15 protein-coding genes and 1 tRNA gene are annotated in these 13,071 nt (G+C 37.6%); 2 read left to right on the top strand and 14 right to left on the bottom strand.

Annotated elements, in window-relative coordinates; genetic code table 11:
- Genes rluF through dusB form a run of 3 tightly spaced genes read right to left on the bottom strand, consistent with a single transcriptional unit; the run spans position 1 to position 2,229 of the window.
- Positions 1 to 720, bottom strand: coding sequence for a 23S rRNA pseudouridine(2604) synthase RluF (gene rluF / locus P8I29_01740; GenBank protein MDG1916518.1), 720 nt, complete (start codon positions 718 to 720; stop codon positions 1 to 3).
- Complete coding sequence (locus P8I29_01735; protein ID MDG1916517.1) at positions 717 to 1,247, bottom strand: hypothetical protein; 531 nt, start codon at positions 1,245 to 1,247, stop codon at positions 717 to 719. Before P8I29_01735 ends, rluF begins: the two co-directional genes overlap by 4 nt.
- Entirely contained in the window at positions 1,234 to 2,229 is a 996-nt protein-coding gene (gene dusB / locus P8I29_01730; GenBank protein MDG1916516.1) for a tRNA dihydrouridine synthase DusB, read from the bottom strand. The genes P8I29_01735 and dusB overlap by 14 nt, the downstream gene beginning before the upstream one ends.
- Before the next feature lie 31 nt (positions 2,230 to 2,260).
- Between dusB and P8I29_01725 the strand changes: the two genes are divergently transcribed.
- The gene (locus P8I29_01725) at positions 2,261 to 3,145 is read left to right on the top strand and encodes a CPBP family intramembrane metalloprotease (protein ID MDG1916515.1); all 885 of its coding nucleotides are present in this window, start codon (positions 2,261 to 2,263) and stop codon (positions 3,143 to 3,145) included.
- Positions 3,146 to 3,203: 58 nt separating this feature from the next.
- On the opposite strand, the gene P8I29_01720 is transcribed toward P8I29_01725, so the two are convergent.
- The 7 genes from P8I29_01720 to P8I29_01690 all read right to left on the bottom strand — a co-directional run bounded on the left by P8I29_01720 (position 3,204) and on the right by P8I29_01690 (position 7,480).
- Complete coding sequence (locus P8I29_01720) at positions 3,204 to 3,671, bottom strand: biopolymer transporter ExbD (protein ID MDG1916514.1); 468 nt, start codon at positions 3,669 to 3,671, stop codon at positions 3,204 to 3,206.
- Between the two features lies 1 nt (position 3,672).
- Positions 3,673 to 4,218: a biopolymer transporter ExbD gene (locus tag P8I29_01715; protein MDG1916513.1), complete on the bottom strand. Its 546-nt coding sequence runs from the start codon at positions 4,216 to 4,218 to the stop codon at positions 3,673 to 3,675.
- Positions 4,219 to 4,221: 3 nt separating this feature from the next.
- A complete protein-coding gene (locus P8I29_01710; GenBank protein ID MDG1916512.1) occupies positions 4,222 to 4,560 on the bottom strand; it encodes a hypothetical protein in 339 nt (112 codons plus the stop codon).
- A 1-nt stretch (position 4,561) separates the two neighbouring features.
- Positions 4,562 to 5,383 (bottom strand): MotA/TolQ/ExbB proton channel family protein, encoded by an 822-nt coding sequence (locus tag P8I29_01705; protein ID MDG1916511.1) that lies wholly within the window; start codon positions 5,381 to 5,383, stop codon positions 4,562 to 4,564.
- Positions 5,384 to 5,596: 213 nt separating this feature from the next.
- Positions 5,597 to 5,681, bottom strand: a tRNA-Ser gene (locus P8I29_01700).
- A 30-nt stretch (positions 5,682 to 5,711) separates the two neighbouring features.
- Positions 5,712 to 6,716, bottom strand: coding sequence for an asparaginase (locus P8I29_01695; GenBank protein MDG1916510.1), 1,005 nt, complete (start codon positions 6,714 to 6,716; stop codon positions 5,712 to 5,714).
- Entirely contained in the window at positions 6,713 to 7,480 is a 768-nt protein-coding gene (locus P8I29_01690; GenBank protein MDG1916509.1) for a TatD family hydrolase, read from the bottom strand. The genes P8I29_01695 and P8I29_01690 overlap by 4 nt, the downstream gene beginning before the upstream one ends.
- A gap of 49 nt (positions 7,481 to 7,529) precedes the next feature.
- On the opposite strand from P8I29_01690, the gene P8I29_01685 reads away from it, so the two are divergent.
- Positions 7,530 to 8,459, top strand: coding sequence for a glycosyltransferase family 9 protein (locus P8I29_01685; GenBank protein ID MDG1916508.1), 930 nt, complete (start codon positions 7,530 to 7,532; stop codon positions 8,457 to 8,459).
- On the opposite strand, the gene P8I29_01680 is transcribed toward P8I29_01685, so the two are convergent.
- Genes P8I29_01680 through P8I29_01665 form a run of 4 tightly spaced genes read right to left on the bottom strand, consistent with a single transcriptional unit; the run spans position 8,452 to position 13,044 of the window.
- On the bottom strand, positions 8,452 to 8,961 hold the full coding sequence (locus P8I29_01680; GenBank protein ID MDG1916507.1) for an acyl-CoA thioesterase: 510 nt from the start codon (positions 8,959 to 8,961) through the stop codon (positions 8,452 to 8,454). The genes P8I29_01685 and P8I29_01680 overlap by 8 nt on opposite strands.
- 4 nt (positions 8,962 to 8,965) lie before the next feature.
- On the bottom strand, positions 8,966 to 9,949 hold the full coding sequence (locus P8I29_01675; protein ID MDG1916506.1) for an SPOR domain-containing protein: 984 nt from the start codon (positions 9,947 to 9,949) through the stop codon (positions 8,966 to 8,968).
- A 21-nt stretch (positions 9,950 to 9,970) separates the two neighbouring features.
- Positions 9,971 to 10,690 (bottom strand): 3-deoxy-manno-octulosonate cytidylyltransferase, encoded by a 720-nt coding sequence (gene kdsB / locus P8I29_01670; protein ID MDG1916505.1) that lies wholly within the window; start codon positions 10,688 to 10,690, stop codon positions 9,971 to 9,973.
- Positions 10,687 to 13,044, bottom strand: coding sequence for a TonB-dependent receptor (locus P8I29_01665; GenBank protein MDG1916504.1), 2,358 nt, complete (start codon positions 13,042 to 13,044; stop codon positions 10,687 to 10,689). Before P8I29_01665 ends, kdsB begins: the two co-directional genes overlap by 4 nt.
- Positions 13,045 to 13,071 lie beyond the last annotated feature (27 nt).

Below are 13,071 nucleotides of genomic sequence, written 5' to 3'. Positions count from 1 at the left end.
TCAATAAGTTTTTGAGGAAGGAGCAATTAAGCGATTCAGTTCTTTCAACTCTTCTTTTGTCAAATCACGGTGTTGTCCTATTTCTAAGTCCAAATGAATATTCATAATACGGATGCGCTTAAGCCTTACCACATGATAGCCTAAGTATTCACACATTCGACGTATTTGTCTATTTAGCCCTTGAGTCAGAATGATTTTAAATCGGTAATCGGCAATCTTTTTCACCTTACATGGTCTGGTAACGGTATCCAAAATAGGAATACCTTGACTCATCTTTTTTACAAACTGATCGTCAATGACTTTATTGACATGAACGATGTATTCTTTTTCGTGATTATTTCTGGCACGTAATATTTTATTGACGATATCCCCATCGTTAGTCATAAGGATTAGGCCTTCACTGGCTTTGTCAAGTCTGCCGATTGGAAAAATGCGTTTGGGGTATTTGAGAAAGTCAATAATGTTGTCTTTTTCTACTCGTGTGTCGGTGGTGCACACAATACCTGTTGGCTTGTTAAGAGCTATATAAACTGGAGCTTCCTCATTTTTAACTACAGCTTTTCCATCGACACATACCTTGTCGCCTTCGACTACTTTAGTCCCCATAAGCGGTACTTCACCATTGATTGTAATGCGTCCTTGCTCGATGAGTTTGTCTGCCGCTCGTCTGGAGCAATAGCCTACTTCACTTAAATATTTATTGATGCGTGTTTCTTTCATTCTATTTTAATGCCATTAGCTGTTCCCCAAAACATTTCCCCAAAAAAGTTTTCGTATTCAAAATCGTAAAAAATGGAATCTCCTATTATTTTACCACTGCTATTGTGAGCTTTATAGCCATCGGTATTAATAATTTCTTGAAATTCGACAAACAAACTGTCTCCATCAATTTGAGCGGAAACTTGTGTATAGTCTGCTGTGGGGTTGTCAGTATAAGTGTGAACTTTTGCCCAATTCCTGATTATAATTTGACTAGGATTATCTTCATTTTGAACGATTTCCATCGTGTAGTTTCGTTCTGCTCCCCATTCATTAGGTATCATGCCACCAGTAATGCTATCATTAATGGAATATATCCCTATAAAATTTTCACTCAAATACTTACATGAACCATTATCCTTTACAGCATTTAAGTTGTAATTTAGGGCTAGTAAATCTGTACAGCCTTCTTCTTCTTTGCATGAGGAGAAAAATAAGGTAACTCCTACCATAACAATAAAAATGGATTGTGGTTTAAACAAATTCATATTCACCAAATGTACGTTCTATTTCGCTAAGAATCTCAAAAAGTTCTTCTGGCTGTTGTGCCGTCACTAGTCGCATTCTGTATTCTTTAAAATTGGGAATATGTTTAAAATAATTGGTGTAGTGTCGCCTTGTTTCTACAACGCCTAAGATTGGACCTTTCCATTTTAAGGAAAATTCCAAATGCTCTTTACATACTTCTATGCGTTCTTTCATAGTAGGCTTAGGCAGTTCTTGTCCTGTTTTTAGAAAGTGTTTTATTTCGTTGAATATCCAAGGGTAACCAATAGATGCTCGGCCTATCATTATACCATCAACACCATATTTTTCTTTTTTCATTTTTGCCGTTTGAGGGCTGTCTACATCGCCATTTCCGAATACAGGAATGTGCATGCGTGGGTTGTTTTTTACATCGGCAATTAAGCTCCAATCGGCTTCACCTTTGTACATCTGCTTACGTGTACGACCATGAATAGCTATAGCTTGAATGCCAACATCTTGTAGGCGTTCGGCAATTTCAACAATGTGTTTGCTATTATCGTCCCAGCCCAATCGTGTTTTAACGGTTACGGGCAGATGAGTAGAGTTAACAATCTCTTTAGTCATAGCCACCATTTTAGGTATGTCTTTAAGTATTCCAGAACCTGCACCTTTGCAGGTTACTTTCTTAACAGGGCAGCCGTAATTGATATCTATGAAGTCAGGGTTGACCTTCTCGCATATTCTAGTCGTTTGCTTCATAGACTCTATATCGTGTCCGAAAATTTGAATAGCTAGTGGACGCTCATAGTCGAAGAAATCTAGCTTTTGAGTGCTCTTTACAGCATCTCGTATTAGACCTTCCGAAGAGATAAACTCAGTGTACATGACATCAGCTCCGTGGCGTTTGCACAGCGCACGAAAAGGGGGATCACTGACATCTTCCATCGGTGCTAACAGCAATGGAAATTCTCCTAAATCGATATTACCTATCTTTACACTCATTTTTGCAAAACTAACCATTTTATTATTCGATATGAATCTAAGAGGCATTTATCAAGATTACGCCCCGCTAAAGCAATTATTTATCCTATTCATGTTACTCTTTGTGAGTTTTATTTTTTGTTATGCTCTAGGAATGTTAGGTGTTGGTATCATTGATGCGCCTTCGTTAAGCGATTTTGAAAATAAGGCAACTATACAATCTCTAAAATTTTTACAGGCTTTCAGTTCTATTGGCATATTCATTTTACCGCCTTTTTTGTTTGCTTATTTAACTAACAAATCTCTAAATTTCATGTCCATTAGTCGTCAGCAATTCGTATTGACGGTTGGTATTATGGTTTTTGCTTTTCCATTAATCAATGCCTTAGCGTTATGGAACGAGGGTTTGCATTTACCCTCTTTTTTGTCCGATGTTGAGGCTTGGATGCGTTCGGCAGAAAGTCAAGCCATGAAAATAACGGAAGCCTTTTTACAGGTTGATACTACTTGGGATTTATGGATAAATATAGTCATCATCGGTGTTATTCCAGCATTAGGCGAGGAGCTTTTGTTTCGAGGAGTAATACAGAAAGAGCTATTTTCTAGAAGTGGAAAGATACACCTTAGCATCTGGATAACGGCTTTTTTATTTAGTGCGATGCACTTGCAGTTTTTAGGTTTTATCCCTCGTTTTCTTATTGGCGGATTGTTGGGCTACTTATTCTATTGGAGCGGCTCTATATGGCTACCTATCCTAGCTCACTTTGTCAATAACGCAGGAGCCGTTATTTTGACTTACTTCATCGCTCAACGCAGTATCTCTAAAGATATAGAAACGATAGGCACTGCTGATGGGCAGTTCACTATGCTCGTCTTTGCTTTATTAGGACTTGCGATGTTTATGTATTTACTCAAAGCTATATCTTCTAGTGATTAGAGCAAAAAAAAGACCCGTTAAAAAACGGGCCTTTGACTTTAAAAAATAAATACAATCCTTACTGTATTTTCTTTCTTGTAGAATAGTTAATCTTCAAAGCGTTAGCTTTACGAAGCTCTTGTTTTACGTCTGTTACTACGCCCATTTTTGTATTCTGATCGGCTTTGATAGAGGTGGTCATAAATGGCACTTCTTTTTCATCACGAGCAGCACGTTCTGAGGTAATATACTGTGGAATATCATCAACGGTAGCAAAAGCATCGTTGAGTTGAATACGAGCTTTAGTACCATAGGTAGCTTGCATTCTCTCTACCGGGCTACCGATATAGATGTAGCTTACTAAGGACTTCTTTTCCAGTTTCTGAATTTCTGTTGCCTGTGGCAAACTTTGCTGTACCATAATCGTTGTTTCACGCATTACGGTAGTTACCATAAAGAAGAACAACAACATAAATACGATATCTGGCAATGATGCTGTTGATATACCGGGAGTATCTTTACTCGTATCTTTTTTGAATTTAGACATATTACTTTCCTATATTTTTGGGTTCTGCTTCAGAGATTTTTTGAGGGTATTCCTTTCTTATCTCTTTCTGTTGTGTCTTAGTCAAGTCGCTATACATCACACCAAATTTCTGCATAGATTTATTATCTCTTAATTCTCTGTAGGCGGCAGCCAATTCGTTTTGTACCTGAATGTAGGTTTCGTAAGCTGTCCCTCTATCGTTTTGAAGAGAAATAATGGCTTTTTGTGGGTTGTCTGAAGATTCAGGGTCACGACCATTATTATTGATAAATGCTTTAGCACCAGCACGAAGCTGTGAGATATCCATAAACTCGTTTTCTACCAAAAGTTGGTTGTTAGAATTTATCAATACCACATAGATGTTTTTAGCTTTGATTTGAGAATCATCTTGAATAACATCTTCTTCAGGCATTGGAGGTAGTTTACGTGCCAAACCAGTATCTACATCCATAGTAGTTGTTACTAGGAAGAAGATAAGCAGTAAGAACGCTATATCTGCCATAGAGCCTGCATTGATTTCCGATGCACCTTTTGCTCTTCTTGCCATAATTTACTTTTTAAATAGTTTACCCAATTCAGCAAAGAGAACTGCAGCAATAGCACCTAAAGAAAGGATGTAAAAGACAATTAAGCCCATACCCACTCGCTTAGTAGATGCTTCCGTCATGCCGAACTTTTCAGAACCAGGGAAAGTCATAATATCGCCTGATGCTAGTACGTAGGATATTACTGTTATAAACAGCAATCCGCCTATACCCATCAGCGCATTTTTTCCTTTGGATGGATTCTTGGCCAAAAACATTAGGGGATAGACGATAGCAGCTAAGGCCGCCACAGCTATCATAATGTAGGTTAGAATCAATCCGCCATTGATTAAAAAATCTGACATATTACTTGATTTTATTTTTTACTAAAATATCTACAAATGAGATAGAAGCATCTTCCATAGTGTTCACGATGCTATCGATTTTTGCAACGATGTAGTTGTAAAAGATTTGCAATATCATTGCTACGATAAGACCGAATACGGTTGTTAAAAGTGCTACTTTAATACCTCCAGCTACTAATGATGGAGAAATATCACCAGCCGCTTCAATAGCGTCGAATGCGCCAATCATACCAATTACAGTACCCATGAAACCAAGCATTGGTGCTAGTGCGATGAATAATGAAATCCAAGAAAGACCTCTTTCTAAAAGTCCCATCTGTACACTTCCGTAAGCCACAACTGATTTTTCAACCACGTCAATACCTTCACCAGAACGGTCTAAACCTTGGTAGAAAATACTTGCAACAGGACCAGCAGTATTTCTGCAAATCTCTTTAGCGTTATCTACATTGCCAGAAGATAAAGCCCCTTCGATGTCTGATAATAAAGCATCAGCATTAGTTGTTGCTTTGTTTAAATAGATGATTCTTTCTATACAAAGTGCTAATCCTAAGATAAGACACAATAGAACGATACCCATAAAAGATGGACCACCTTCAATAAATTTTTGTTTGATTACTTGGTGGAAAGAAGGGCTTTCTTCAACAACAGCACTTGGCTTTTCAACAGCAGGAGCAGTTTCAACTACTTCTTCTTCAACAGCTGTAGTGTCTTCTACTTGTGTTGTTGCTTCACCTTCTTCTTGTGTAATAGCATAGGATACTTGACTTAGCCCTAAGGTTAGGGAAATAGTCAGCATAAAAAGAGCTAATAGATTTTTCATTTCAATGTTAGTTTTAAATTGTGTTTTTTTTAAAGTCATCGCAAATTTACACAAATTAATAGTTTAAAAAAATGCACTGGAAAATTAAATCTTGAGTAAGTTGTATTGTTGTAATAACAAACAACCTTTGTTGGCGCGAGCATCCTTGCTCCTGCCACTCTATTTAAGGTCTTTAAACAGAAAAAACACCCTTTGGGGTGCTTTTGTCTATTGCGGAAAGGAAGGGATTCGAACCCCCGATACATTGCTGTATACACGCTTTCCAAGCGTGCGCCTTAAGCCACTCGGCCACCTTTCCAATAGGGTTGGCAAATCTACTAAATGCTTTTTAATTGCTGAGTTCTCCCCTCAAAGAAATTTGAAGGTATTCTTTAATTTTTGTGTTGGAGTAGTCGCTGCCCAACAAATACATGAGCTTGGTTAGTGCGGCTTCGGTGGTCATGTCCTTGCCACTAACAACGCCTATCTGTTCTAGCTTAGAGCTGGTCTCGTATAGCCCCTGGCTAACACTGCCCGACTGACACTGGCTCACATTCAACATAATTTTCCCCTCAACAATGGCTTTTTTTATACTTTCCAAAAACCATTCCGAAGTAGTGGCATTACCTGCTCCAAAGGTTTCTAAAATAATACCCTTGTATGGCAAGTCTAGTATGGATTCTACATATTCTTTTTTCATGCTCGGAAATAACTTCAAGATCACAACCTCGTCAGATAGTTTGCTGTGCAAGGTCAAATCTTTATTGGTATGGTCGTAGCTTATGGGACTGTATTTTATCTTTAAACCTGCCTCGGCAAGGTTAATGAAGTTGGGACTTTTGAAAGCCTCGAAGTGTTCGGCATTGGCTTTGGTACAGCGGTTCCCTCGCATAAGGTGGTATTCGAAATAAACACATACCTCTGGTATACTTCCTTGGGCTGCAATTTCTATAGAGGTAATAATGTTTTCTTTAGCGTCCGTTCGGCGTACACCTATAGGCAATTGCGCACCTGTTAGTATAACGGGTTTATTCAAATTTTCGAGCATAAAACTCAGTGCTGAGGCAGTATATGCCATGGTGTCTGAACCGTGCAGAATAACAAAGCCATTGTAATTATTGTACTCTTTTTCAATGAGCTGCGCTAGTTGTACCCATACCTCTTTGGACATATTGGACGAGTCTATCGGTTGGTCAATGCTGATAGCCTTGATGTCAATGTCAAAAGTGTTGAGCTCAGGAATTTGTTGGCTTAGGGTTTCTAAATCGAAAGGTTTTAAGCTCCCTTCAGGAGTCTTGTACATGCCAATCGTACCTCCTGTATATATTAGTAGTACGGAATCTGTAAAATTCATAACTTAAAAAGTGTTTTAGCGTTTTGTGTGGTTATCCTTGCTACCTCTTCAATATCCATTTCATAAATATCGGCTAATTTTTGTGCCATTAGCGGAATGAATGCACTTTCGTTGCGCTGACCTCGGTGTGGCGTAGGGGCAAGGTAAGGGCTATCGGTTTCTAAAATGAGTTGCGCTAAAGGTAAGCCTGATAGGGTTTGGTCTAAGCCACTATTTTTAAAGGTAACCACTCCACCTATACCTAACATAAAACCCATATCAATAGCTCTTAGTCCTTGTTCTTTGGTGCCTGTAAAACAATGAAAAACACCTCGCAACTTTTCGTCATTAACTTCTTCTATGACCTCAAATATTTCATCAAAACTTTCTCGTATATGTATGGCTACTGGCAAATCGTATTCCTTAGCCCATATCAATTGCTGACGAAAAGCCTTTTTTTGAATGTCTAAAGTGCTTTTGTCCCAATACAAATCAATACCAATTTCGCCTACCGCTACATATTTACCTTTGTCAAGTTGAGCTTTCACAATTTCCAATTCTTTCAAATAATCATCCTTCACATCGCAAGGGTGTAAGCCCATCATAGGGTAGCAATGCTCTGGAAAATCTTGGCATAATTGATGCATAGCTTCAATGGTTTCACTACTGATGTTGGGTAGTAGCATTTTGCTTACGCCATTATCAATAGCTTTTTGCACGACAGCATTTCTGTCCTCGTCAAACTGTGAAGAAAATAAATGGGTATGTGTATCTATAAGGTTCATTGGGGCAAAATTAGGATAATTTCTTTAGCTTTGAACGGTGTCAAAATCGATGAAAATATTAGTTATTCGCTTGAGTTCTATCGGCGATATTGTGCTGACTTCGCCAGTAGTAAGAATATTAAAAACACAACTCAATGCTGAGGTTCACTTTCTGACCAAAACGAATTTTTCTTCTTGGCTATCGCACAACCCTTATATTGATACTATCCATCATTATGAAGAAGGCAACGAGCCGTTGAAAAAAGAAAAATTTGACCTCATAATAGATTTACACCACAACCTGCGTACTCTGAAAGTGAAACGGGCTTTGAATGTGCCTTCTACAAGTGTCAATAAATTGAATATTAAAAAGTTTTTGCTAACGACTTTTAAATGGAACATTATGCCACCTATTCATATGGTGGATAGAAATGTGGCGACCATAGAGCATTTGGGGGTAAAAAACGATATGCAAGGACTAGACTTTTTTCTTCCAGAGTCAGAAATCTTGCCAGAAGAGTTCCAATTGAAACAGCCATTTGTGGCTGTCGTAATTGGTGGGCAACACGCCACAAAAATATTACCGACCTATAAACTTATTGAATTGTGTCATCAGCTCAATCGTCCTTTTGTTTTGGTGGGCGGTCCTGAAGATAAAGATAGAGGAGAAGAAATAATACTAGCGACTTCTCAAGGTTTAAACGCTTGTGGCAAACTGTCTTTAACCCAATCGGCTTTATTGGTCAAAGGGGCGGACTTTGTAGTTTCTCACGATACGGGCATGATGCATATTTCTGCAGCCCTTAAAAAGAAAATATATTCGGTGTGGGGTAATACCGCACCAGCTTTTGGCATGGTGCCTTATCTTCCTGATCCTGAATCGGTAATGGTGGAGAATAAAGAATTAGGATGTCGTCCTTGTTCCAAGATAGGCTATGCCAAATGCCCACGTGGACATTTCAAGTGTATGACAGAAATAGATTTCAGTCCTATTAAGTAAACAGTGCTTTTAGCTCTGTGGCATCCTCAGGCTTCAACCTACCTGCAAGAATTAAACTCAATTGGCGTCTGCGTAAGGCTCCTTCAAAACGCTCTTTTTCTAAATCAGACTCAGCACTAATAGAAGGTACAGAAATAGGATTACCCAATTGGTCAACGGCTACAAAAGTATAGATAGCTTCGTTACATTTTTGTCGCCCTTTGGTGGCTTGATTTTCCATCCATACATCTACAAATACCTCCATAGACGACTTGAATGCTCTCGATACTTTAGCTTCTAAAGTGACAATGCTACCCCTTGGGATAGGCTTTTCAAAAGATACATTATTTACCGATGCAGTAACTACAATTCGCCCACAATGACGGTGTGCAGAAATAGCGGCTGCAATATCCATCCAATGCAAAAGACGACCACCCATTAGGTTATCTAAATTGTTGGTATCGTTAGGAAGTACCATCTCGGTAAGAGTGGCTAAACTTTGTAAAGGTGTTTTGGATGACATTGTTTTAATTTAGTGATAAAAGCCAAGCTGAAGAATTGGTTCTTTTAATTTTTCGAAGTGCAATTAGAGCGTCAGAAGAATTTACAAAACCATCGTAGCATACTCTGTAAAGCCCTGAACTACTTTGATTGACGATTTTAGAATTGCCAAAGTTTGCACCCTTCAATCTATCTATCATTTTCTGAGCGTTTTTCTCTGACGAAAATGCACCTGCAATAATAAAATGCTTGTCCAACTCAATCGATACAGGACTAGCGATATTCTCCTTTGCTTGATAGAATGATATCACAGCCTCTTCAATTTCATTAGTAGGGCTTTCAATATCAAAAGAAGCTATGCTATACGTCTTGACCGTCTCTACAACTTCTGTAGATGATGAAGAAAAAGGAGAAAGATTAGCGTAAGTTGTTTGTATCTTTTCTTTATTGGAAATACCCAATGCACTAACCATTAAAAGAGGGAGAAGAACTGCCGCTGCTTTCAACCAAGGCTTTTTGTTGCTTGGTAAATGTTTCTTGTCAATGTGCTTGATTTTTTCTTCAAATCGTTCTTGAACAGATGTACGTTCAATAGCAGGGTATTGTAATGTCGTTAGTCCAAAACTATCTAACAAATGATTGCGTGAGTTAGACTGAACAAACAATATTTTGTCTTCAGAAGTATGCAATAAAGTACCTACTTCATCGATGAAAACTTTTTTATAAAGCTGTAAAGACTCCTTCAAATCGATTACATACTTATCCAATTCTTTTTTAGCTTGTTTGAAAGTCAAGCCTTCACAAGAAGCTATTTCATTCACCAGTAGTCCGTCATTGTTTTGTAAACTTTTATTAAAAACAATGGTCTTTTTGGGAGCGTACATAAGGTGTGATTGGCTGTCAATACGTGCCGACTCATAGTTGGCAACAAAGCCACCAAAGTCTGGAATGACTACACAATTGTGCTCACACAAAAGGAATGAAATGTGCTTGTTAATTTTTATCTTCATCGTTTTGCTAAAGTATCAAAATCAGCAACTGTCCCCAAATCTTTCAATAATTTTTTTCAAATCTGCTGGAGTATCCACAGAATGGGATTCAAATGGAGTTTCTAAAACCGATAGCTTATAACCATTTTCTAACCACCTCCACTGTTCTAGTTTGTGTTCAATTTCTAGAGAAGACGGCTTTAGCTTACATACCTTTTCTAAAATATCAGATCGGTAAGCATAAATGCCAATATGTTTAAAAAAGGCACCTTTCTGAAAAGGGGAATTTATAAGCCTATCAAAGGAAATAGCAACACCATTAGCATCAAAATTTACTTTTGGTTTGCTCGTGTTGACTAATATTTCTTCATTTTCAATGCTTTTAGCTAGAGTTGCTATCTCAATGTTTTGGTTGGTAAAAGCATCAATTAGTTGATTAATTTGCTTGGGTTCAATGAAGGGCTCATCGCCTTGAATATTAACCACTGCGTCGTATTTTTCAGTCAGCGATAATAGTACTTCTAAGCACCTATCTGTGCCACTAATATGTTGGCTTGAGGTCATTATTGCCTCGCCACCAAAAGACTTGACTTCATCAACAATACGTTGGTCGTCAGTGGCAACTACTATTTTATCTAACTTGGACAGTTGGGCTCTTTCATAAACTCGGCGTATCATACTTTTTCCTAGAATATCTGCTAGTGGTTTGCCCGGCAAACGTGTCGAATTATATCGAGCTGGTATGATTCCTATTATTGTCATAAAGCAACTCCAAATTTGAGAGATATGGTTCTCGGTGCCATCATATTTGAGGGGCGCGTTTGATATTCTCTATTGAATAGGTTGTTTATAATTAGTGATACTGATGCGGCATCGCTCAATTGGCAGATAATTCTACTATCAACGATAAAATCGCCATCGGATAAATTTTCTCTAGATTGCGGAATGCCTGGCACTATAGTTTCAAAGAAGGAAGAAACAAATATATTGTCCACATTGAGCATAAAACTATTGTATCTTAAACTAGAGCCAAACGACCATTTGCCCATTTTGTATTCAGCATCTAACTTAGCTACATGTTTGTGACGATACTTTAAAAATAAGGTATTGGAATCTAATGAACTCGTATTATAATAATTGAGTTCGTTGCCATTAGCATCTTCACCATATGGAATTTCAGGATTTAAAGGAATGGCATCAATATAGGTATATCCTGCTAGTAGGAAAAGTTCATTTTTACCTATTTTACCTCCTGCACTTAAAGAGAGTTCAAGACCTGAAATTCTGGTGTCACCAATATTTATGGATTTGAAACCTAAACCCAAGCTGTTACTAGTTGTTTGTTCCCACTGACCAAAGCTAAACTCCATCATATTTTCGTATTCCATTATGAAGCCTGCAATATCCAAATAGCCACCCCAATTACCCAGCTTAAATCCTTGTTTTAAAGCTAATTCTGAGCTCCAACCAGATTCAGGTTTTAGCTGTGGATTTTGATAAACATAAATACCGCTAGTTACTTCTGTTTCTATAAACAATTCAGCAATACTCGGGAAGCGGTATCCTTGCCCCCATGATGATCTTAAAAAAGTGCCTTCTGCCAATTGATAATTGATACCTGCTCTGAAAACAGGCTTTGCCGCCTTGAATGAGTTTATGGTGTCTCCATTTGTCATTTCATAATATTCACTTGTCTGTAGCTTGAACTGCTCGTACCTAGCACCAAATGATAAATTGATTTTTGAACCTAACTTTTTATCCAACTGAGTGAAGATGGCATTGTTGAGTCTGTAATTGGTGCCATTGAATAACTCTGCAACAGCATCTACATACTCATTCATTAGTCCTGTTGTCCAATTTAAGCCTATAGGCTCAATGTGTTTTTGATATTGATATTCGGTGTAATAAGTGGTGGATTTATTGTCTTGTCCGTCAGGGTCATTTTTAGTTTCGTTATCATTAATAACTTTCATGTACCTTGTTCGGATATTATGTTTATCTCCATTTCTAGGATTCACATAAGTAATGTAGGGGTCAATATTATGCACATCGCCACTTGTTTTAGTAACAGAACTATCTAAAGCTATATAAGCGGACTCATAGCTTTCCCATATTAAGGCAGAAGCTGTTTTGTTAAATAAAAAATTAGCATTTACTCCGTAGGATAAGCCCTCTATCTTTTGGTTTCTGTATCGGGTATTAAAATTTACTCTTTGTCTTGAAGTTATTTCTTTATACCTATAACCCTCATCTTCAAGAAGAAAACCGCCAAATACCAAATCAAAGTTTCCTATTTTTTGTTTGTGAAGAAAATCCATACCATAGATCTTCTGATTTCTTTCACCCCACCAGTTTAAACTTTGCCGTTTAGCATCATCATAATAGCCATAATGTAAGTTTATTTTTGTTTCTGGTTTATCCGTTGGATATGCTGTCCTGATGTTGATAACCCCATTAAGAGCTGAAGAGCCATATAATGCAGATGATGCTCCTTTAATAATTTCTACTTGATTAATATTTTCAGTAGATATTAAACTCCATTGCGCCTGTCCTGCATCGCCAGAGATAAGAGGCATATCATCGACCAATACTTGTACTCGGGTTCCTGCGCCATAGCTCCAGCCACTACCACCACGTATATTAGCCTGACCATCAGTAATATTAACACCAGGTACTTGATCTATAGCAGTTTGAATATTAGTGGTGTTTTTGTTTGCAATCAGTTGCGACTTAATAACTTCTATGGAAACGGTTGTTTCTTCTATACGTTGTTCAAACTTTCCTGCTGAAACAACAACAGTTTCGATTAGTTTAGCATCTTCACTCATCTCTACCACCACTTCTTTATTTTCGCCAGTAGAAAGATTTAGGTTTATAACTTGATCTTTATAACCTATAAACTTAAATGTTAACTTATGAATACCTTCAGATGTTTTAATCATAAAATTACCATTTACATCAGAAGAAGCAACGCCATTTTCATTAAGAATGATATTAACTCCGATTAGAGGTTCTTTACTTGAATTGTCTAAAACGATTCCAGTTATTTCTTGGCCATAAACATTCGAAAATGCAAATATTAAAACCACTAGAATATAACGGCAAAAACGTTTCATAAATTATATTGTTTAGTTTTGCAAAGT

It is taken from the genome of Flavobacteriales bacterium (assembly GCA_029248105.1).
GTDB lineage: Bacteria > Bacteroidota > Bacteroidia > Flavobacteriales > UBA7312 > UBA8444.
Note: the sequence above shows the minus strand (reverse complement) of the source record. Positions and strands in the feature narration are given on the sequence as shown.